Origin of the sequence: Nonomuraea sp. NPDC050383 (assembly GCF_044459125.1) — a bacterium.
Classification (GTDB): domain Bacteria; phylum Actinomycetota; class Actinomycetes; order Streptosporangiales; family Streptosporangiaceae; genus Nonomuraea.
The window spans coordinates 765,005-785,420 of the sequence record NZ_JBITIP010000002.1; the positions used below are offsets into that span (position 1 = coordinate 765,005).

Here is a 20,416-nt window from a genome sequence, read left to right on the forward strand (position 1 = left end):
TGTCCAGGACACGACCAAGCAGCACCGGGGGTGCGCATGAGCGGCAGCGTCCGGCGGGCCATGCCGTCGATCGAGATCGTCGCCAAGGAGGCGGGCGTCTCCACCGCGACGGCCGGCCGGGCTCTGGGCGGCTACGGCTCGGTGAGCCGGAAGAGCCGCGAGGCCGTCCTGGCCGCCGCCGAACGCCTCGGCTACCGGCCCAACAGCCTGGCCCGCAGCATGATCACGGGGCTGACCCACACGCTCGGCGTGCTCGTGCCCGACATCGAGAACCCGTTCTTCTCGCGTGCCCTGCGCGGCATCGCCGACGCCGCCCACGAGCGCGGCTGGGAGGTGCTGCTCGTCAACACCGACGAGGACCTCGTGCTCGAACGCAAGGCGCTGAGCGTGCTCGCCGAGCGCCGCGTGGACGGCCTCGTCGTGGCCCCGACGGACGTCGCCGACCGCGACGCCCTGCAGGCCGTCGTGGACGCCGGCATCCCGATCGTGCTGCTCGACCGGCGGGTGCCCGGTCTCGATGCCGACACGGTCGGCATCGACAACCGGGCCGCCGCCAAGGACGCCACCGAGCGGCTGCTCAAGCTCGGGCACCGGTCGGTCGCATTACTGACCGGCGGCGATGAGAAGCTCCGTGCCAAGCTGTCCCGTCCCGGCCTGCGGGGGGTGGAGCGGCTGGCGGCCACCACGGTCGGCGCGCGCGCCGCCGGCTACCGCGACGCGCTGGTGGAGGCGGGGGTCGAGCCCCGGCCGGAGCTGGTGAGCGCCGAGGGCTTCCGGCGGGAGGACGCGGCCGCCGCCACCCGGCGCCTGCTTGCGCTGCCGGACCCGCCGACGGCGATCCTCGCCCTGGACAGCCTCCTGGCGCTGGGGGTGCTCCAGGCGCTGCGAGGGCTCGGGCTGCGCTGCCCGGTGGACGTGTCGCTGGTGGCCTTCGACGACGCGGACTGGGCCGAGGCGATCTCGCCGCCGCTGAGCGTGGTGGCGCAGCCGATCTACGAGCTGGGGGCGGAGGCGGGGCGGCTGCTGCTCGACCGCGTCCAGGGCAGCGACAAACGCTTCACCCACCGGAGGCTGCCGACCCGTTTCATCGAGCGGGAGTCCGCGTCTTCCCGGTAGTTTTTGGGACTTTCCGGTACGGCTCCGCCTGGTCGGCGCCGGTCGCCGTACGTGGCTGGGGGCCTCCAGGGAGACGCCCGCTGAACCCGCACGGGGCCGGCCGCCGTTACGCGCGCCTTCTTGGCCGTCGCCGGGGCATCCTGGTTGCGCGGAGTTAACGGGATGACGGTGGCTCGGGCGGCTGGTTAGCCTTGGGGGCGTGAGGGAGCGGCCGGAGGGCGTCGGCGACGAGGACGTGCGGCATGCCCTGGCGGCGTGGGGGATTGGGTCGTCCGTGTCCCTGGAGTATGCGCCTGTGGGCTTCGGCGACTACCACTGGATCGCCACCGTCCCCCCGGCCCAGGGCCCTCCCGCCGGGCGGAAATGGTTCGTCACCGTGGCGGATCTGGCGGCCAAGGAGTATCTCGGTACCGGGCCTGACGCCGCGTACCGTGGGCTGACGAGAGCCATGGACACTGCCGTTCACCTGCGCGAACACGGCGGGCTCGACTTCGTCGTGGCGCCCGTGCGAGCCGCCGAGGGCGGCGGGACCGTGCGGCGGCTCGGGGCCCGTCACGCCGTCGGCGTCCTCCCGTTCGTCCCCGGCGCGCCGGGTCACTTCGGCCAGTCCCTCACGCCCGGCGCGCGGCACCGCGTCATCGACCTGCTCGCCCGCCTCCACCAGGCGGAGCCCCCGGCCTCGCTCCCCGTCGCACCGGCGGCCCTGCCCCAGCGCGCCGGCCTGGAACAGGCCCTGGACGACGCCCTGAGCGACGCGCCGGACGACCGGGCGGCCCGCCGGCGTGGCGGCCCGTTCGGGGAACGCGCGCGTGCGCTGCTGTCCGCCCACGCGGGCGTGCTGCGCGCCCGGCTCGCCGAGCTGGACCGGCTGACCGGGGAGCTGGACGGGCACCGGCACGTCGTGACCCATGGCGAGCCCCATCCCGGCAACGTGCTCACCCTGCGTGACCGGAGCATGCTCATCGACTGGGACACCGTGGGGCTCGCGCCGCCCGAGCGCGACCTGTGGCACGTCGCCGAGGCCCCGGCGGACCTCGACCGCTACGCCGAGGCGACCGGTCACCGTCCCGACCGGTCCCTCCTGGACGGCTACCGGCTGCGGTGGGCGCTCGACGACGTGGCCGCCTTCGCCGGCTGGTTCCGCGCGCCGCACGACGGCGGGCCCGACAGCGAGCAGGCGTGGGCCGGGCTCCGCGACACCGTCGCCTGGCTCGCCTCCACGCCCGCCTGACGACTCGGCCCGGCCCGTCCTTTCTCCTCGGCGATCTCGACGGCTTCCGCCCCACTGCAGGCGCTGAGTTCCTGGATCGCGGGCGACAAGTGGGACCGAGGGCCTCCAGGAAGACGGCCGCTGAACCCGCACGGGGTCGGCCGCCGTTACGCACGCCCTCTTGACCGTCGCCTGGGCATCGCCGCGGCCGCCCCGGCTCAGGGGAGCAGGTCGGCCGCCAGGCGCGGTCGGACCGGGGTCAGCCAGTGCCGGTAGCGGGGGGCGCGGCCATGCACGGCCTCCGCGTAGGCGGCAGCCAGCGCGCTCGTCACCGGTCCGGGCGCGGCCAGCTCGCGCCCGTCGACCGAGCGCACCGGCACCACCCCGGCGGCGGTGCCGCACAGGAAGACCTCATCGGCGCCGTAGAGGTCGGAACGCATCACGTCGTGCCTTGTCACCGGCATCCCGAGGTCGGCGGCCAGGCGTTCGACGGTGTCCTGCGTGATGCCCTCCAGTGCCCCCGCGCTCGACTGCGGGGTGCTGACCCGCCCGTCGCGGACCACGAACAGGTTGGCGGCGGTGCACTCACTGACCTGGCCTGCGGCGTTCAGCAGCACCGCCTCGTCGTAGCCGGCCTCGACCGCCTCGGCCTTGGCCAGCACCGAGTTGAGGTAGGGGCCCGTCGCCTTGGCGGCCGTCGGCACGGCCGCCTGGTCGTTGCGCCGCCACGAACTGGTCATCAACCGTAGGCCGGCGGCCGGCGCCTCCCACTCCCACGTCGCGATCGACACCACGACCGGGTTGGCGCGCGCGGCCAGGCCCAGCTCGCCGTAGCCGCGGTGCACGAGGTGGCGGATGTAGCAGGCGCGGTGGCCGTTGGCGGCGACGGTCTCCAGCGTGGCCGCCTCCAGCTCCTCCACCTCGTACGGCACCCGCATCCCCACGATCCGGGCGCTGCGGTGGAGCCGTTCGAGGTGCTCGCGCAGCCGGAAGACGGCCGGCCCCGCACCGGTGTCGAACGCCCGCGTCCCCTCCAGCACGCCCGTGCCGTAGTGCAGCGCGTGCGAGAGCACGTGGACCCGGGCCTCGCCCCACGGGACGAGCGTCCCGTCCATCCAGATGCGGCCGGTCTCCATGGACGCCACCTCCTCAAGTGGATCAGCACGGTACGCCACTGCTTGGCGAAGTGGCAAGCTAGTATGTGCCACATGGAAGCACTCGTCACGCTGGTCCTCGACCGGATCCGGCTGCACCAGGGGCCGCCGAGCCGCCGGCTGGCGGGTGCGCTGGCCGACCTCGCCCAGACCGGCGCCCTCGCACCCGGCGACCGGCTGCCGTCGGAGCGGGAGCTGGCGCAGGCCGTCGGCATGAGCCGGGGCACGGTGGCGACCGCCTACAACGCCCTGTGCGAGGAGGGGCTGTGCGAGCGCCGCCACGGCAGTGGCACCTACGTCACCCGGACGCGGTCCATGGCGGGGCTGCTCACCGATGCCGTCCTGCCCGCGGACCTGTCGACCTCCGTCGTGCCCGACGCCTCCCACCTGGCGATGCCGCCGCTCGATCCGGCCACGCTGCTGCGCAGCCCGAGCGGCCACGGCTACGACGCCATGGGCGACCCACGCCTGCGCGCCCTGCTCGGCTCCGGCGACGCCGCGGCGGCGGACGGGTCCGTGCTGATCACCGGAGGGGCGCAGCAGGGCATCGACCTGGCCGCGCGCACGCTGCTGCGGGCGGGGGAGCGCGTACTCGTCGGCGACCCCACGTACGTCGGGGCGCTCGCGGCGTTCCGCAGGACCGGGGCGCACGCCGTCGCGGTGGACCTCACCGACCCCGGAGCCACCGAGGCCGCCTTCGCCCGCCATCGCCCGGCCGCCGTCTACGTGGCATGCGTCGGCAACCCGACCGGAGCCGTGCCCGACCTGCGGCATGTCGCCGAGCTGGCCAGGGCCGCCGCAGTGCCGCTGGTCGAGGATCGCGCCCTGGCCCGTCTCGTCCACGACGGCGCCGCGCCGCCCGAGCCGCTGTCCCTGGTGCACCCGCACGGCACGGTGACGGTGGGCTCGCTCTCCAAGGTGCTGTGGGGCGGACTGCGGATCGGCTGGCTGACGGCGCCCGAGGCGCTGCTGGCCCGGATCACCGAAGTCAAGCTGGACTCCGACCTGGCCACCAGCGCCGTGGCGCAGCGGCTGGCCGCCGAACTGCTGGAGCACAACCCCGTCGGCCCGTGGCTGGCCGAGCTGGCACGCCGCCGCGACCGCTTCACCGCCGCCCTGGCCGACCGGCTGCCCGACTGGTCGTGGACCCGGCCCGCCGGGGGGCTGTCGGTGTGGGTGCGGCTGCCGGGCGCCGACGGCGACAGGTTCGCGGCGCTGGCCCGCGAGGAGGGGGTGGCGGTCGCGCCCGGCTCCCTGTTCTCGGTGGACGGCCGCCATCGCGATCACCTGCGCCTCAGCTTCGCCCCGCCGCCGCCGGTGGCCGACCAGGCCGTTGCGGCGCTCGCGCGAGCCTGGGCACGGCGGAGCTGACCCTGGCGCGACGGCCGGGGCTTCTCGGTCGAGGCGGGACGAGGCCGGGATCAGCCGCGCAACAGCGGCCGGCCGGGGAGCTTGGTCCGGGTCTTCATCAGGCTGGGCGCGCCGTTGCCGCCGATGTCGGCGAAGTAGAGCGTCCTGCCGTCGAAGGCCAGGCTGGCCGGGCTGTCCAGCTTGTCGGCAAGGACCTCCACGTCGCCGTCGGCGCGGACGATGTTGAGGGTGTTGCCCGTGAAGCTCGGGACGTAGAGCTGCCCTCGCACGTCGAAGGCCACGCCGTCGGCGCCGGCCAGCTTGGCGTCCTTGACGTGGACGGTCGGCACGCCGGCCGCACCGCTTCTGCCGTACGGGACGCGGACGATCTGCGCCTGGTCGGAGACGGCGACGTAGAAGGCGCCGGAGCGCCAGGCGACGCCGTTCGCTCCCACGCCGTCGGCGCCGGGGGCGAGCAGCGGCGACTTCACCCAGACCGCGGCATTGCCGCCGGCCACGCGGTAGATCACGCCGTGTGCGGAGTCGGTGACGTAGAGAGCGCCGTCGGGCCCGAAGGCGAGGGCGTTGGCGAAGCCGACCGGCAGCGCGGCGTGGAGCTTGGCGTCGCCGTCCGGGGTGATCCGCCAGACGCCGTTGGTGGCCGCCTGGCCGGAGTTGAGCAGGGCGTAGACGGTGCCGCGCCGGTCGGTGGCCAGGCCGTTCAGCCGGCCTTCGCCGATGGGCAGGGCGGCCAGCAGGCTGTCGGCGCCCGTGGCGTCGACCTTCCGGATTTCGCCCTTGGACAGCAGTCCGACGTAGACGGTCCCGTCCGGCGCGACGGTGACACCCTCGGTGAGGTCGGCGTAGGGCCGGACGACGACCGGGTGGAGCCCGGCGGCCTGAGCGGGCGTGGCGATCAGCGTCGACAGCGCGATCGCGAGGAGGAGGAGGGGGATGCGCTTCATGGGTGTGATCATGTCGCCGTAAGCTCGCCATTGTGTCACCGGCACTTCCGCGAATCGTCACGCGGGAATCCGGCGACGCTCTGAATACCGCATCGGCACACACGGAGACCGGCATCGCCCTGGTGGGATAACTACCGAATTACGGCTACTTCCCAGGTCAATGGCGTGACCGAAATCCTCGCCCGGGCGGAGACAGGTATTTAGCGGCCCGAAAGCAGGGAGACGGATCGGCCTTTTCATGCCCGCTGTCGCAGTTCCTCGAAAAAGGCCGTTCGTGTCCCTGGAAGCAGCTGAACATCACGCACTCTGCCTTCCGGACGTAAGGGGATCTTGGGGGAGATGGGCGGGACTGCGGTGTCAGCTCCGCTGCGAGGTGAGCCTGATGAGGGCGTCCTCCAGGTCGGCGCCGGAGTCGATAAGTGTCCCCGGTCGTGACCTGACCCATGGCGACCGTCACAGGCGCACCCCTGATGGGGGGATCGGCGCAGGTCAGAAGCGTGGCGGCGGCTGTCGGTCGAGGGCGGCGACGAGGCCCGGCAGGGCGGCGGGGTCGTCGAACAGGCCCGTGGCGCCCAGCCCGGACAGGCGCTCCGGAGGCGTGAGCCCTCCCGTGAACGCCAGGCAGCGCATGCCCGCCGCCCGCGCGGCCCGCACCCCGAAGGGGCTGTCCTCCACCACCACGCACCGCTCCGGCGGCGTCCCCATGGTGGCGGCGGCGTGCAGGAACAGGTCGGGGGCCGGCTTGCCCCGGGCGACGTCCTCGGCGCTGAAGACGCGGCCGGCGAAGCGCGCGGCCAGGCCGGTCAGCCGCAGGCTACGCGCGATCTTGGCGTGCCCGCCGTTGGAGGCGACGCACGCGGGCACGGTCAGGCCCTCCAGCGCCTCGGGCATGCCCGGCACCGGCGTCAGCCCGGCCTCCATGGCCGTGTCGTGCTCCTCCGCCAGCCGCTCCCGCCAGCCCGGCGGGACGTTCGCGCCCACCTCTCGCCACCAGTGCTCGTCGCTGCACCCCACGAACCTGGCGGCGTACTCGCGCTCGTCGATGTCCCACCCCAGCCGGCGCAGCGCCGCCGTGCCGACACGGACCGAGATGCGCTCGCTGTCGACCAGCACGCCGTCACAGTCGAAGATCACCAGCTCGACGGGCAAACGGTCTCCTTCCATGACGGGCCCCCCGCCGGAGCGCCGGCGGGGGGTCGTCGTCTCCGTGTACGGGATCAGTAGTCGACCTTGAACATGTAGTTGCGCTTGTCCAGGTCGTGGCCGCGCACGGCCTCGTAGTGACGGGCCACCCGGTCCATCAGCACGGCGAGCGCCAGCGGCGACACCTCGCCGCGCAGCTCCGCCGGGATGCCCGGCAGCGTCAGGCTCTTCGTGTCGATGTGGAAGGTCTTCTTGCTCGCGTACGTGTCGAGGAAGCGCTTGGCCCGCTCGGCCATGGGCCGCGACGCGTCCTCGCCGAGCAGGTTGATGACCGCCACGTCGTCGTTGACGACCTCGAACGCGCCCTGGAAGAACTCGCCCGAGTTGAAGGCCGCCGCGTGCTTCCACTGCATCTCCTGCAGGAAGCACATGGCCAGCCCGTACGCCCAGTTGTAGCTGGGGCCGGAGCCGAGGACGTAGGTGATGGGCTCGTCCTTGAGCGTCTCGGCGACGGTACGGGCCCGGTCCTCGTGCTCCTGGGCGGCCGACAGCAGCGCCTCGGGCAACGCCTCCAGAGCCTGGTCGAGCAGCGCCCAGTCACGCTCGACGCCGCTCTGCCGCATGACGGCGTACGCGGCGAGCTGCAGGAACAGGTCGCTCTGACCGGTGAAGGCGACGTTGGCCGCCTCGGCCAGCGGACCGCCCTCCTTGCTGATCACGGCCACGGTGGCGCCTGTGCTGCGGGCGTACTGGGCGGCGGCCACGGTCTCCTTGGTCTTGCCCGTGTAGGAGGCGAGGAAGACCAGCGAGCCCTCGCCGAGCCGCTTGGTGCGCCCGGTGTTCAGCTCGTCGCTCTGGAGCTTGTAGACGGGGACGGTGTCCTCGCGCTCCAGCAGGTAGTGGCCGGGGTAGGCGGCGATGAGCGACCCGCCCGCGCCCACGAAGAACACGTTGCGCAGGCCCTTGCCGATGGCCTCCGCGACGAGCTCCTCCAGCTGGGGACGCTGGCTGATGGTCTGGCGCGCCTTCTCCGTCAGGTCGGACTCGATGGGCTTGAGCGGCAGCTGGTCGGTCACGGTCTCTCCGTTCGCTTCTCAAGAATTTGAGAACGTTCTCAACAATGCGTTGGTAACGTTCTCACTGGAAGGGAGAGCCCGTCAAGAGCCGGAAGGGGAGAGGGGGCGTTGATGTCGGCGAGGCGCCGGTCCACCGGGCGGCCGTGGAGGGCGGGGGGTGCGGCGGCGTCGGCGGCACCATCCGGCCGGTTCGGCCGCCGGCGCACGCCGGACGGCCGTCTCGGGTGGCCGCGTCACGGGGAACGGGGGCCCGGCTCAGGCGGCCGGGTTACGGCGAACGGGGAACGGGGGCCCGGGTCAGGCGGCCTCGTAGCCGGGGAACAGCAGCGACAGCTCTCGCGGGTGGGCGGCGATCAGCCGCAGCTCGTCGTCGGTGAGCGGGCGGCCGGTCATCGCGTTGCAGAGCTGCACCAGCCGGAACGTCAGGTCCTCGTCGCCCACCTCGGCGCCCAGCCCCTCCATGACGTGCCGGAACCCCGCCTTGCCGCCGTACTCGCCGGTCAGCACCACCCGCCCGGCCCGGGCGTGCCAGTCCTCCGGGAACGGCCCGAGCGTCGCCTCGTCGTACAGCTCGTAGTTGCCGTGGTCCTTCAGCGCGCCGTCCGCGTGGATGCCGCTCTCGTGCGCGAACGCGTTCCGGCCCACCCCCACCTGGTTGTACGGCAGCGGCTGGCCCAGCGCGTACGCCGCCCACAGCCCGAACCGGCGTGCCCACGACAGGTCGATCGGGTCGCCGATCTCCGCGTCCTTCGCCTCCAGCCCGAACCCGTGCCGGAAGGCCAGGATCGTGGACAGCAGGTCGGCGTTGCCCGAGCGCTCCCCGACGCCGTTGACGCAGGTGTTGACCCACGCGTCCTGCCCGGCCTCCAGGTCGCCCAGAGCTCCGGAGACGGAGTTCGCCACGGCCATCCCGAGGTCGTTGTGGCAGTGCGTCTCGACCGGCATGCCGGTGGCCGAGGCCAGCCCGGCGAACCGCTCCCGGATGCGGCCGGGCGTGTCGCCGCCGATCGTGTCGCAGTACCGGACCCGGTCGGCGCCCGCCTCCTTGGCCGCCAGCGCGAACTCCGTCAGGAACCCGGCGTCCGTGCGCGACCCGTCCTCCGCGTTCACGCCGACCGTCTCGGCGCCCGCGTCCTTGGCGGCCCGGACGGCGGCGGTCATCTCCCGGACGATCGCGTCACGGTCGAGCCGGCCCCGGAACTTGTTCTGGATCATGTAGTCGGAGGTCGAGATCGACAGGTTGTAGTGGCGCAGGCCCAGGGGTGCCGCGCGCTCCACGTCCGCCGCCACGCCCCGGCACCAGCCGGACAGCCGCAGGTCGCCGAACGCGCCGGCCTCGGCCAGGGCCACCTGCGCTCTGACGTAGGGGACCTCGTGGAAAAGGAACGGGAACCCGATCTCGGACTGCGCCACGCCGAGCTTGGCCAGATAGAAGTTGACCATGGTCTTGCCGAACTTGGACAGGCCGGTGCGCGCGGTCTGCACGCCGTCCCGGTTCGTCACGTCGAGGAAGTGAATCTGGGGCATGTCCTCACGTTGACATGGACGTTCAATGTGTATCAATATTGATTTTCGTCAACATAGAGGTGAAGGGCGGAGGCCGGACGTGGAGTGGATCGACGCCGCCACGGCGGCCGAGCGGCTCGGCGTGAAGCCGGCGACGCTCTACGCGTACGTCAGCCGCGGCCTGCTGACGCGGCGGCACGGCGACGACCGCAGGAGCCTGTTCGAGGCCGGCGAGATCGAGCGGCTGGCGCGGCGCGGGCGGCCGCGCGGGCAGCCGCCGGAGCTGGTCGTCGAGTCGGGCGTCACGGCCCTCGGCCTCGACCGGCCCTACTACCGGGGGCGCGACGCGCTCGTGCTGGCCCGGACGGCAGGCTTCGAGGCGGTCGCCGAGTGGCTCTGGAGCGGCGACCCGTCCGGCCGGCCCGAGGCCGCCTGGGAGAGCGAGCCCGAGGCGTTGCGCGCCACCGTGCAGGCGCAGCGGGGCCTGCCCGCCGACCTGTCGCCGCTCGACCGGCTCCAGGTGATCACCACCGTGCTGGGGGCGTCCGACTCGCTGCGCCACCAGCTCGACCCCGTCTCGGTGGCCGCCACCGGCCGCCGCCTCATCGCGGGCCTCGTCGACGCCCTGCCACCGGCCGCGGACCCACCGGCCGCGGACCCACCGGCCGCGGACCCACCGGCCCTGGGCCCACCGGCCGCGGACCCACCGGCCCTGGGCCCACCGGCCGCGGACTCGCCGGCTGCGGACTCGCCGGCTGCGGACCCGTCGGCCGCCGATCCGTCGACCGGCGGCACGGGCGGCGGGCCGGGGGAGGGGCGGCTGGCCGAGCGGTTGTGGGCGCGGCTGTGCCCGCGCCCCGCCACGCCCGCCCTGCTGGCCGCCCTGGACGCCGCGCTCGTCCTCCTCGCCGACCACGAGCTGGCCGCCTCCACGCTCGCCGCCCGGGTCGCCGCCTCCGCCCGCGCCGACCCGTACGCCGTGGTGCTCACCGGCCTCGGCGTGCTCGGCGGCCCGCTGCACGGCGGCGCCTCGTACGGCGCCGAACGCCTGCTGGGCGAGGTGACCGAGCCGGAGCGGGCGGCGCGCGTGATCGCCGACCGGGTACGGCGCGGCGAGCGCATACCGGGCTTCGGCCACAGCGTCTACAAGAACGGCGACGCCCGCGGCGACCTCCTGCTCACCCTCGTCCGGGAGGCCGCGCCCGGCCACGAGCGGCTCGCCGCCACGCAGGCCGTGCTCGACGAGGTCCGCAGGCGCCGCCTCCCCGAGCGGAACGTCGACTTCGCCCTGGCCGCCCTCACCGCCGTCGCCGGGATGGTGCCGGGCGCCGGAGAGGCGATCTTCGCGGTGGCCAGGACGGCCGGCTGGCTGGCGCACGCCATGGAGGAGTACGAGAGGGGCTCCCTGCTGCGCCTGCGCGCCTCGTACACCGGCCCGCCCCCCGAACGCGCCCCCGACCACCCGGCCACCACCTGACAGGAGCGCCCATGCCCGGCCCGAGCGAGCTGCTGGAGCTCGACCGTCAGCACGTCTGGCACCCGTACGCCGCCATGCCCGGCACGGTCCCCCCGCTGCTCGTCGAGTCGGCGTCGGGCGTACGGCTGCGCCTGGCCGAGCCGGTCGGCGGGGTGCGCGAGCTGGTCGACGGCATGTCGTCGTGGTGGGCGGCCATCCACGGCTACGCCCATCCGGTGATCGACGCCGCGATCCGCGACCAGCTCGGCCGGATGGCGCACGTCATGTTCGGCGGCCTCACCCACGAGCCGGCCGTCCGCCTCGCCGCCACCCTGGTGGAGATCACGCCGGAGCCGCTGCGCCACGTGTTCCTGTCGGACTCGGGGTCGGTGTCGGTGGAGGTGGCCATCAAGATGTGCCTGCAGTACTGGCGCTCCGCGGGCAGGCCCGGCAAGCGGCGGCTGATGACGTGGCGGGGCGGCTACCACGGCGACACCTGGCACCCCATGTCGGTGTGTGACCCGGAGGGCGGGATGCACGGGCTGTGGGGCGGCAGCCTGCCGAGCCAGGTGTTCGCCGACGCGCCGCCCTCCTCCTACGACCCCGCGTACACCGACCATCTCGCGCAGGTGCTCGGCCGGCACGCGGACGAGATCGCGGCCGTGATCGTCGAGCCCGTCGCGCAGAACGCGGGCGGCATGCGCTTCCACCCGCCCGCCTACCTGCGGGACCTGCGGGAGCTGACGCGCGCGCACGACGTCCTGCTCGTCTTCGACGAGATCGCGACCGGGTTCGGACGCACCGGCGAGCTGTTCGCCGCCGATCACGCCGGGGTGTCGCCGGACGTCATGTGCCTCGGCAAGGCGCTGACCGGCGGGTACCTGAGCATGGCGGCGACCCTGTGCACCGAGCGGGTGGCGGACGGCATCTCGCGGGGGGAGGTGCCGGTGCTGGCGCACGGGCCCACGTTCATGGGCAATCCGCTGGCCGCCGCGGCGGCGAACGCGTCGCTGTCGCTGCTGCTCGGCGGCGACTGGCGGGCCCAGGTGCGGCGCGTGGAGCGCGGCCTGCGCGAAGGCCTGGCCCCGGCCGCCGGGCTGCCCGGAGTGGCCGACGTGCGCGTGCTCGGCGCCATCGGCGTGGTGCAGCTCGACCACCCGGTGGACGTGGCGGCGGCCACCCGCGAGGCCGTGCGGCACGGCGTGTGGCTGCGGCCGTTCCGCGACCTCGTCTACACGATGCCCCCGTACGTCACCTCCGACGACGATCTGGCCCGCATCACCACGGCGGTCCTGGCGGCGGCCCGCGCCGCCTGACCCGGGCACGCGCCAGGACCCACCCGCGGCGAGCAGCGGAGGGTCACACCGGGGCGGGCGTTCTGGCCACGTACGCCGCCAGCGCCCGCACCCGCTCGGCGTGCTGGTCGTGCCCCACGATCACCGGCGGCTCGTTGTACGGCATGGCGTCCGACGAGCGCCGCAGCTTGACGTACTGGCCGCAGGCGTCGATCGCGTAGGGCTCCATGTCGTCCTGCAGCGCCCCGATCACCGTGATCCCGTACGTCTCGCCGATCCGCCGGAACAGCGCCACCGCCTCCCGCCGGTGCTCCTTGCCCAGGTTGCGGCCCAGCTCGTCCAGCACCAGGCACAGGTGGCCGCCGCCGGACGACGCGATCGCCGCCGCGCACACCAGCTTGACCGCCTTCTCGTCCATGAGCGCCGTGTTGGCCCGCCTGTTGTACGGCACGAACCCCTGGCCCTCGCCCCGCCGCCACTTCGGCGTCACCCGCCACTGCCAGCGCTGCTCCGGGTCGGCGGGCGCCGGCGGCACCGGGAACTCCAGCGTCGCGCCGTAGCCGCCGTACGAGGTGTCGAGCTTCTCGAACTCCTCCGCCACCCGGGTGAGCCGCGCCTTGATCGCCGCGCTGAGCGCCGCCCGGTGGACCGCCGTGGACTGGGCGGCCTCCTCCGCGCCCTTGTCGGCGGCCGCCAGGTCGCGCTGCCTCGACACGACCTGGGCCTCGATCTGCCGCCGCTGGTGCTTCTCGTACTCCTCCTGACCGCGCAGGTACGACGCCAGCGCCCCGCACACCGCCGCGAACGTCGCCTGCTCGCGCGCCGTGCTGCCGCCGCGCTCCGACAGCAGGAACCGCAGCTCCTCGGGGATCTCCGCGTCCTCCTCCGGGAACGTGTCGCGCAACGCCTGGTCGAAGTGCCGCTCGGCGATCCGCCACCACTCCTCGGCGGCGCGCGGCCGCTCCTCCTCCGGCAGCGCCCGCAGCCACTCGCGTGCCGTCTCCACCGTGCCGCCCCAGTCGGCGGCCATCGCGGCCAGCTTCAGCGCCTCCCGCTCGCCGCCGACGCGGGTCTCCTGCTCCCGCGCCTGGGCGCGCTCGGCCTCGTGCCGCTGCCGCCGGCCCTCCAGGCGCTCGATCTCCATGTCCCGCGTACGGGCCCGGAAGTCGAGCCCGGCCGCCTGCCGCTCCGCCTCGGCCACCGCCGGGACGACCTCCTCCAGCGCGCCGGCCAGCTCGGCCAGCCGGGCCCGCCGCTCGGCCAACCGCGTCTCCACCTCGGCGAGCCGCAGCCCGGCCTTCGCGCCGTCGAGCCGCCGCTGCGCCTCGGCGACGGCCTCCTCCTCGTCGTGCACGACCTGAGCCGCGGTCTCCTGCGTGTCGCGGGCCCGGTTCAGGCGCTGCTCGGCGGCCTTGATGCGCGCCTCGCGCCCGGTCGCCACCCCGTCGAACGCCCCGACGACGCTGACCCCGGCGGCGCTCACCAGCACCGAGCCGGGCAGGTCGCGCAGCGCCTGAGCCGCCTCCTCCAGCCGCCCGGCGTCGACGATCACCGCGTGCTCGTGCGGCCACCCGCGCAGCCCCCCCAGGTCCAGCCCCGGGCCGCGGGACTCGTCGCGGGCCTGCTCGGCCACGTCCAGGGCGTCCAGCAGGCCGGTGGCGTGCAGGCCGGCCGCGGCCAGCGCGTTGAGCTGCACGGCGGCGGGGCCGCCCTCGGCGTCGTCCAGGGCCGCCTGCGCGGAGGCCACCTCCCGGTCGGCGACGCCGAGCGCCTTCAGCGCCTCGTTCAGGCGCAGCCGCGCATCCCGCAGCTCCCGCTCCGCCGCCGGCACGTCACGGCCGTCGGCGAACCGGCGTGCCTCCTCCAGCTCCGGGATCCGGCCGCGCAGCTCGTCGGCGGAGTTCTCCGCCACGGCCCGGTCGGCCTCCAGCTTCGCGGCCCGTGCCTGGAGCGCCGCCAGCTCCCTGCGCGCCTCGGTGGCACCCCGGTCCAGCGTGTCGTCCTTCAGGGTGGCGATCTCGGCCTTGACCAGGGCGATCGCCTCGGCCGCCGCCGCACCGGCCGCGCGATGGCGTTCGAGCTCCGCGGCCAGCGCCTCGTCCTTGGTCGCCGCGTCGGCCAGCTTGCGCGCCTGCCTGCCGCGCCAGCACCGCAGCGCCTCCGCCAGGCGTACCCGGGCCTGGTCGCGGCGGTCGAACGTGGTCAGCAGCGCCTTCGACTCCGCCTCGAACTCCGCCAGCCGCTCGGCGGCCTGCGCGGCCCGCACCCGCTTGGCGTGCTCGTCACGGCGTGCCTCGCGCTCCTGCTCCAGCTCGGCGTCCAGCCCGGTCAGCGCCGCGATCGCCTCGAACACCCGCTCCGGGGAGATCTCGTTGAGCGGCTGGGAGAGCAGGTTGGTGGCCACCTTGCTGCGCACGGACGTCGACAGGAACGACACGCAGCGGACCCGGTCCCCGTACAGGACCTTGGTCAGGTCACGCGCCACCACGTCACGCCGCCCCGCGGACCGGGGCAGGGACGCCCAGATCTCGTCGGCCCTGGCCACCCGCTCGGCCTCGGACGCCGCGGACGCCAGGTGGACGCCGTCACGCCAGCGGATCTCCAGGTGCGGCGCCTCCTGGTTCACGCGGAGCCACACGGTCATGGCCCCGCCGGAGGTGTCGGGCACGGCGAACAACTCCCCGCTCTCCAGCGCCCCGCCACCGTCCTCGCCGGCGCCCTCGCCGCTGGAGCGGCCGCCACCTCCGCCCCCGCCACCTTCGCCACCGCCGCTGAGGCCGCCACCTTCGCCACCGCCGCTGAGGCCGCCACCGTCGCCCCCGCCGCTGAGGCCGGTGCTCCCGCCACCCCCGCCGCCGGTGTCCTCGCCACCGTCGCCCCCACCGGCCCCAGGCGGCAGGACACGGGAGAAGTCACCCGCACGCACCTCCGGCGGGCCGAACACTCCCACGATGTAGCCGTGGTCGGCGCTCGCCCACTGCCGTCCGCCCGCCCCGCTGGCCAGCTCCGCGTTGAACAGCAGCTCCGACACCGCCTTGGCGCCCGAGGCGAACCGCCACTGCTCGTCGCCCAGCAACGCCGTGATCGACGCGATGAACGACGACTTGCCCGCTCCGTTGGAGTCCTTCGGCCCCGCGCCGGCGACGACGATGAGCGTGCCCGGGACGGTCGGCACCGGATGGGTCGAGAGCCGTGAGATGTTGACCGCCTGCACGGCGATCAGCACCCGGTCCCCGACCACGTTCTCCATCTGCGACACTCGAACTCCCGCCACCCTTCCTACGCCGTCACGCCATGCACTGCCTCGGCCCGCCGCCGGACAGCTCCACACCTCTCCACCCGTCCCTTCAGGACCGGGCGGTCCCGCCTTCCACCGGCCCATTCACGGCCGGGCGGCCCTACCCGGCGGATCTTCGAGCACGTACGGCCGTCGCCAGCGGTGTGTGCGGCCCGGCCGCCAGGATCAGCTCCTCCTGCAACCGCCGTCGCGCCGCCGGGGTGAGCCGGTGGAACTGCGACCCGGGCACGTACCCGCCCGCCTCCTCGCCCGCCTTCACCTGGGCGACCAGCCCGGCGTGCCGCAGCACCCGCAGCGCCCCCTCCAGCTCACCGATCGGCACCTGGGTGTGACGCCGCAGCTCCTCGACGGGTGTGGCATGGGGAGAGAGCCACGTGTCCTCCGGCAGCACCCCCTCCGCCCGGGGGATCGCCACGGAGTGCACGAGCACCAACGTCAGCACCGCCCGCTCCGCCTCACCCAGCCGCACCGGGTCCCGCGGGCCCCGGCTCCTGCCCGACGGAGTGACCGGGCCGCCCCCGGCTGCGCCGCCGCCCGACGCGCTCCCGCCCGGGCCGCCACCGACGGGTGACGACCCGGTCGAGCCCTCGCCGCCCGCGGCGGCCTCGGGTTGTGCGGCGGCCTCGGGATGCGCGGCGGTGTCCGGCCGCGCGTCGGGGGTCTCCTCGGCCGGGTCGCCGGGGAGGACGACGCTTCGCGCCGCGGCGGAGCCGTCGAGAGAGGGGGTCGCGCCAGGGTCGCGGAGATCCCGGAAGGCCCGGGCGGCGGTCTCGTCGGCGTAACCGGAGATCCAGCGCTCGCGGTGCTGGATGAGAGTGCGGCCGCGCCGGGCGAGCATCTCGCCGAGCGTGTGCCGCAGCGCAGGGTCGCGCAGGGCGGCGAACCGCGCCTCCTGCACGGGTTCGGCCGCGTACTCCACCACCATGAACGCGGCCACCAACTCGGCGCGCCGCCGCTCGTCGTAGGCGCCGAGGAGGTCGTCGAACTCCGCCTCCCCGCCCTCGACCCGCCCCCCGACGCCCGGCGACACGATCGGCGCCCCTGCGGCCGAGGACACCGCCGCCTCCGCCGCAGGGGATGCGGTCGCCTCCACCGCCGAGGACGCCGCCGTCTCCGCCGTAGGGGATGCGGCCTGTGCTCCGGCCCGCCCGCCCTCGGCCGCGTCACCCGCCGCCACGCCGCCGCCGGTCTCGGCGTGCGCGCTCGGACCCGGGCCCGTCGTGGTGACCGGTGCCGCGAGGTCCGGCGGCGCGGCGGCCGGTGTCGCGGCGGCCGGTGTCGCGCGGGCCGCGGCGACGATGTCGGCGTCCGCGACCACCGTCAGCTCCTGCCGCTCCGGCTCCGGGATCCGTCGTACGAGCTCCTTGAGCTGCGCCAGCGACGACACCGGCCACAGCGCGCACCTCGGGCCCAGGGTGACCAGCCCGTCGGCCATGACCACCCACGCCGAGTCGTGCAGCCGGCGCAGCGCGCCCACCGCCCAGTTGCGCATGAGGTCGTCCGTGCGCCCGATCAGCGCCCGGTAGGTGGCCAGCACCAGCTCCACCGGCGCGGGATCGCCGGGCCACGGGTCGACGGACTGGTCGGTCCAGCAGCACTTGAGGCAGGCCGCCAGGACACGGCGGGTCTCGCCGGAGCGCTCCACCGCCACCGGCGCCACCTGGTGCTCCTCCAGCAGCGCCGGGGTGACGCCGTCCGGCCACACTGGCAGCGCCTGGCCGGTGGAGTCCGGCCGGGTCAGCCGGAGCATGCCCGGCGGCGCGGCCGCCCCCGGGCCGAGCGGAAGGGGGCCGCCGGCGCGGGCCAGCAGATGGGCGGCGGCGCCGTCGGCCGGCGCGCGCCTCGGAAATCGCGTCATGAGGTGCGCTCCAGGCAGCCGTGCGAGAGCCAGGCCGGTTCGTGGTCCGGGTCGATCGTGAGCTCGTCCGACCAGGTCAGCCGGTATGGCAGCTCCGGCCGCAGGTCGATCGTGGTCAGGTCGGCGAGCAGGCGGCGGGCGGACGGCCAGTCGGCGCCGAGCACGTCGGCCAGCGCCACCTGGGACGACGGGCCGAGCAGCGACTCCGCCAGCGCCGTCAGGCGCTCCACGGCGGCCCCGGGCGAGGAGTCGAGCGAGTCCTGCGGCCCCGGGTCCGGCAGGGCCGAGCGCGGGGGAGTGGGCTGCGCCGGGGCGGGGCGCGGGGCCTCGTCCACGGCCCGCGCGATCGCCGCCGGGTCGTGCCACGGCGCCGGCGCGTCGAACACGAACCCGTCGAGCACCGCCGCCAGCCGCTCCTTCGAGGCCGTCTGCGTGAACGTCCGCCACGCCTCCGTCGGCAGCAGCGTCAGGTTGCGGGTCGTGCCCGCCGAGTCGGCCAGGCGGCCGGCCGCCCGGCGTGAGGCGTCGCTGTAGGCGTAGATCGCGGCCCGCAGGTCGGTGCAGACCCGGTCGAGCTCCGGCCAGCGGGTCAGGATCGTGCCGTGCAGGCTCTGGGCGCGGCGGGCGATCTCCTCGGTGCCCCACAGCTTGGGTGCCTGCTCGCGCAGCTCCTCGATCGTGCCGGTGGTGAGGGTGATCAGCTCCAGCGCCCACAGCCGGAACGCGCGGGCGAGGTTGGCCGCGCTCTGCCGCGCCTCGTCCATGGTGGTGCGCGGGTCGGCGACGTTGAGGTCCTCGAGGGCGAGCAGCCGGTGCATCTCGGACTGGCCGCCGTCGTCCATCATCCGCCTGATGAACATCAGCCCCACCACGCTGGTGAACGACGCCCGGTAGCGAAGCTGGTTGGGCTTGGGGAACACCTCGCGGATGGCCCCGAGCCCCTTGAGCACCCGCAGCCGGTTGTCGAACTGGTCACCCGGATAGGCCCGGCAGGCGAAGCGCATCTGCTCGTGCGTCAGCCACTCCTCGCCCGCCTCGGCGAACGCGGCGAACAACGTCTCCGCGATGTCGACCAGGGCCGGGTCGTCCACCACGGCCCCGCTGTCACGGGCCAGGGCCGCGAACATGCGGCGGTAGGTCGACAGGACCGCCTCGTCGGAGAGGGCGGCGTCGAGGGTCAGGGGCTGATCGGGCACGCGCTCTAAGGTAAGGCTTCCGGCCGACATTCTCGGACCGCCACGGGGCGGGCGGGCCTCGGCCGTGCGCGAAAGGAGCGGGCCGTGACGTCATGTGCGCGGGCGTGAGGAGCGCCGAGGCGCAGCTGCTGCACCGGCCGCCGGGCCTGGGGGCCGGTGACGTGGTGCGGCGGCTGCCGGCCGTGCAGGCCCAGGACGTCACCTCCGCGTACCTGGCCTTCCGCGCCCGGTCGGCCACCCTCCGCGTCGCGGACGTCGAGGCGGCGTGGCAGGCGGGCGAGATCGTGCGGACCTGGGGGCCGCGCGGCACCCTGCACTTCGTCCACGCCGAGGACCTGCCGTGGCTGCACGCCCTCACCCGGCGCGACACCGGCACCCTGCGCCGCCTGCGCCAGGAGGGCGTCACCGGCGACGACCTGCTGCCCCTGATCGTGCGGGCCCTGGCCGGCCAGGGCCCGCTCACCAAGGCGGAGCTGGAGGAGCGGCTGGCGGGCCGGGCACGGGGGCAGGGCGTCGTCCATCTGGTCGCGCTGGCCGCCTTCCACGGGCTGGCCGTCCTCGCGCCGCCCCGGGGCGGCAAGCCCACGTACGTCCACGCCGGGGACTGGCTCGGCGCTCCGGTCAGGCCCGAGCCGGACCGGGAGCGGGCGCTGGCCGAGCTGGCGCGCCGCTACCGCCGCGCGCACCGGCCGTCCGAGCCGGAGGACCTGGCCGCCTGGTCCGGGCTCGCCCTGGGAGAGGCCCGTACGGCGTGGCGTCTGAGCGCGGCCCCGGAGGCGGGACCGGCAGCGACGGAGGCGGCCCCGGTACGGCTGGTGCCCGCCTTCGACGAGTTCCTGCTCGGCTGGAGGAGCCGGGACCCCGTCGTGCCGGCCGCGCACGCCCGCGAGGTGTTCCCCGGCGGCGGGATCCTGCGGCCCGTGGTGCTGGCCGGCGGCGTGGCCGTGGGCGTCTGGGAGCGCAGGGGCGCGCAGGCGACCGTGAGACCCTTCGGCTCCCTGCCGCCGGAGGCCCTGGCGGAGGAGATCGCCGACGTCCGCCGCTTCCTGGGCTGAGAACGCCCTGGAGCCTGTTCGGGGTTCGGACCGGGACATGTGCGCTGATGTGGTTCATCATGGGACCATCCAGAGCGCGCATCCCGGGACCCACGAGGAGACCACGATGTCGTCCGATGGCACGGTGGAGGTATTCCGCTCGACCCGGCCCGGGCAGATCAAGCGGGTCGAGATTCGTATCGTGGGCGGCAACATCAGGATCAACGCCATCGACACCGACACGGTGAAAGTCACGGCACTCGGTGATGTCGCCACGCTGGGCGCCCGGGCCACTGTCGAGGGCGATGTCCTGCGCGTCACCTCGTCGTCCGCCCTGCGCTATTTCCTGCAGAGGAGCCGCATCGACCTGGTCCTCGACGTGCCGGAGGACACAGGCGTCCTCATCAGGGTGTTCGGCGCCGACATCGTCATCGACGGCGGCACCGGGCCGCTGGAGGTGCGCGGAGTCGCCGGTGCGATCGAGGGCACGACCCACTCCCCGGACGTCAAGGTGCGATTCGTCGTCGGCGGCAACGACCTCGTCCAACTGAGCGGAGGCGGCCGCTCCTGAGCCCGAGCGGGACCACAGTCCGTCCAGGCCCTAGGCAGTGTTTTGTGGATCAGAAGGAGTGTTTAGCCGCCTGATTCGCCGATTCGGGCAGCGCGGTGAGCTCGGGCGTGGCTCGATGGGTACATGGTTCGTCGCCATGAGTTAACGGATGCTGCGTGGGAACGTGTCGCACCGCTGCTACCGGCCAA

At 74.6% G+C, this 20,416-nt stretch carries 15 protein-coding genes; 7 read left to right on the top strand and 8 right to left on the bottom strand.

Annotated elements, in window-relative coordinates; translation table 11 throughout:
• The first annotated feature begins 36 nt into the window (after nucleotides 1-36).
• On the top strand, nucleotides 37-1,116 hold the full coding sequence (locus ACIBG4_RS08175; RefSeq protein WP_397201216.1) for a LacI family DNA-binding transcriptional regulator: 1,080 nt from the start codon (nucleotides 37-39) through the stop codon (nucleotides 1,114-1,116).
• A gap of 199 nt (nucleotides 1,117-1,315) precedes the next feature.
• On the top strand, nucleotides 1,316-2,347 hold the full coding sequence (locus tag ACIBG4_RS08180) for a hypothetical protein (RefSeq protein ID WP_397201218.1): 1,032 nt from the start codon (nucleotides 1,316-1,318) through the stop codon (nucleotides 2,345-2,347).
• Between the two features lie 197 nt (nucleotides 2,348-2,544).
• On the opposite strand, the gene ACIBG4_RS08185 is transcribed toward ACIBG4_RS08180, so the two are convergent.
• Nucleotides 2,545-3,462: a branched-chain amino acid transaminase gene (locus tag ACIBG4_RS08185; protein WP_397201219.1), complete on the bottom strand. Its 918-nt coding sequence runs from the start codon at nucleotides 3,460-3,462 to the stop codon at nucleotides 2,545-2,547.
• A 72-nt stretch (nucleotides 3,463-3,534) separates the two neighbouring features.
• Here ACIBG4_RS08185 and ACIBG4_RS08190 point away from each other — a divergent pair, with 72 nt between their 5' ends.
• A complete protein-coding gene (locus ACIBG4_RS08190) occupies nucleotides 3,535-4,851 on the top strand; it encodes a PLP-dependent aminotransferase family protein (protein WP_397201220.1) in 1,317 nt (438 codons plus the stop codon).
• Nucleotides 4,852-4,901: 50 nt separating this feature from the next.
• On the opposite strand, the gene ACIBG4_RS08195 is transcribed toward ACIBG4_RS08190, so the two are convergent.
• The 4 genes from ACIBG4_RS08195 to ACIBG4_RS08210 all read right to left on the bottom strand — a co-directional run bounded on the left by ACIBG4_RS08195 (nucleotide 4,902) and on the right by ACIBG4_RS08210 (nucleotide 9,541).
• Nucleotides 4,902-5,795 (bottom strand): SMP-30/gluconolactonase/LRE family protein, encoded by an 894-nt coding sequence (locus ACIBG4_RS08195; RefSeq protein ID WP_397201221.1) that lies wholly within the window; start codon nucleotides 5,793-5,795, stop codon nucleotides 4,902-4,904.
• Nucleotides 5,796-6,284: 489 nt separating this feature from the next.
• The gene (locus tag ACIBG4_RS08200; RefSeq protein WP_397201222.1) at nucleotides 6,285-6,944 is read right to left on the bottom strand and encodes an HAD family hydrolase; all 660 of its coding nucleotides are present in this window, start codon (nucleotides 6,942-6,944) and stop codon (nucleotides 6,285-6,287) included.
• 68 nt (nucleotides 6,945-7,012) lie between these two features.
• Complete coding sequence (locus ACIBG4_RS08205) at nucleotides 7,013-8,014, bottom strand: SIS domain-containing protein (RefSeq protein ID WP_397201223.1); 1,002 nt, start codon at nucleotides 8,012-8,014, stop codon at nucleotides 7,013-7,015.
• A gap of 297 nt (nucleotides 8,015-8,311) precedes the next feature.
• A complete protein-coding gene (locus ACIBG4_RS08210) occupies nucleotides 8,312-9,541 on the bottom strand; it encodes a LeuA family protein (protein ID WP_397201224.1) in 1,230 nt (409 codons plus the stop codon).
• A 79-nt stretch (nucleotides 9,542-9,620) separates the two neighbouring features.
• Between ACIBG4_RS08210 and ACIBG4_RS08215 the strand changes: the two genes are divergently transcribed.
• Nucleotides 9,621-10,997, top strand: coding sequence for a citrate/2-methylcitrate synthase (locus tag ACIBG4_RS08215; protein ID WP_397201225.1), 1,377 nt, complete (start codon nucleotides 9,621-9,623; stop codon nucleotides 10,995-10,997).
• Between the two features lie 11 nt (nucleotides 10,998-11,008).
• Nucleotides 11,009-12,292, top strand: coding sequence for an adenosylmethionine--8-amino-7-oxononanoate transaminase (locus ACIBG4_RS08220; protein ID WP_397201226.1), 1,284 nt, complete (start codon nucleotides 11,009-11,011; stop codon nucleotides 12,290-12,292).
• A gap of 43 nt (nucleotides 12,293-12,335) precedes the next feature.
• On the opposite strand, the gene ACIBG4_RS08225 is transcribed toward ACIBG4_RS08220, so the two are convergent.
• The 3 genes from ACIBG4_RS08225 to ACIBG4_RS08235 form a co-directional block, all read right to left on the bottom strand.
• On the bottom strand, nucleotides 12,336-15,521 hold the full coding sequence (locus tag ACIBG4_RS08225; RefSeq protein ID WP_397201227.1) for a chromosome partitioning protein ParA: 3,186 nt from the start codon (nucleotides 15,519-15,521) through the stop codon (nucleotides 12,336-12,338).
• Between the two features lie 148 nt (nucleotides 15,522-15,669).
• On the bottom strand, nucleotides 15,670-17,427 hold the full coding sequence (locus ACIBG4_RS08230; RefSeq protein WP_397201228.1) for a hypothetical protein: 1,758 nt from the start codon (nucleotides 17,425-17,427) through the stop codon (nucleotides 15,670-15,672).
• Nucleotides 17,424-18,623, bottom strand: coding sequence for a hypothetical protein (locus ACIBG4_RS08235; RefSeq protein ID WP_310717416.1), 1,200 nt, complete (start codon nucleotides 18,621-18,623; stop codon nucleotides 17,424-17,426). Before ACIBG4_RS08235 ends, ACIBG4_RS08230 begins: the two co-directional genes overlap by 4 nt.
• 92 nt (nucleotides 18,624-18,715) lie before the next feature.
• On the opposite strand from ACIBG4_RS08235, the gene ACIBG4_RS08240 reads away from it, so the two are divergent.
• Nucleotides 18,716-19,678 carry a winged helix DNA-binding domain-containing protein gene (locus ACIBG4_RS08240; RefSeq protein WP_397201229.1) on the top strand — a complete coding sequence of 321 codons (963 nt, stop codon included), beginning with the start codon at nucleotides 18,716-18,718 and terminating at the stop codon, nucleotides 19,676-19,678.
• 106 nt (nucleotides 19,679-19,784) lie between these two features.
• Complete coding sequence (locus ACIBG4_RS08245; RefSeq protein WP_397201230.1) at nucleotides 19,785-20,228, top strand: hypothetical protein; 444 nt, start codon at nucleotides 19,785-19,787, stop codon at nucleotides 20,226-20,228.
• Nucleotides 20,229-20,416 lie beyond the last annotated feature (188 nt).

Coding starts and splice junctions, on each gene's coding strand:
- ACIBG4_RS08190 (WP_397201220.1), top strand. CDS start 3,535: ATGGAAGCACTCGTCACGCTGGTCCTCGACCGGATCCGGCTGCACCAG.
- ACIBG4_RS08175 (WP_397201216.1), top strand. CDS start 37: ATGAGCGGCAGCGTCCGGCGGGCCATGCCGTCGATCGAGATCGTCGCC.
- ACIBG4_RS08195 (WP_397201221.1), bottom strand. CDS start 5,795: ATGAAGCGCATCCCCCTCCTCCTCCTCGCGATCGCGCTGTCGACGCTG.
- ACIBG4_RS08245 (WP_397201230.1), top strand. CDS start 19,785: ATGTCGTCCGATGGCACGGTGGAGGTATTCCGCTCGACCCGGCCCGGG.
- ACIBG4_RS08225 (WP_397201227.1), bottom strand. CDS start 15,521: ATGGAGAACGTGGTCGGGGACCGGGTGCTGATCGCCGTGCAGGCGGTC.
- ACIBG4_RS08240 (WP_397201229.1), top strand. CDS start 18,716: ATGTGCGCGGGCGTGAGGAGCGCCGAGGCGCAGCTGCTGCACCGGCCG.
- ACIBG4_RS08230 (WP_397201228.1), bottom strand. CDS start 17,427: ATGACGCGATTTCCGAGGCGCGCGCCGGCCGACGGCGCCGCCGCCCAT.
- ACIBG4_RS08210 (WP_397201224.1), bottom strand. CDS start 9,541: ATGCCCCAGATTCACTTCCTCGACGTGACGAACCGGGACGGCGTGCAG.
- ACIBG4_RS08220 (WP_397201226.1), top strand. CDS start 11,009: ATGCCCGGCCCGAGCGAGCTGCTGGAGCTCGACCGTCAGCACGTCTGG.
- ACIBG4_RS08185 (WP_397201219.1), bottom strand. CDS start 3,462: ATGGAGACCGGCCGCATCTGGATGGACGGGACGCTCGTCCCGTGGGGC.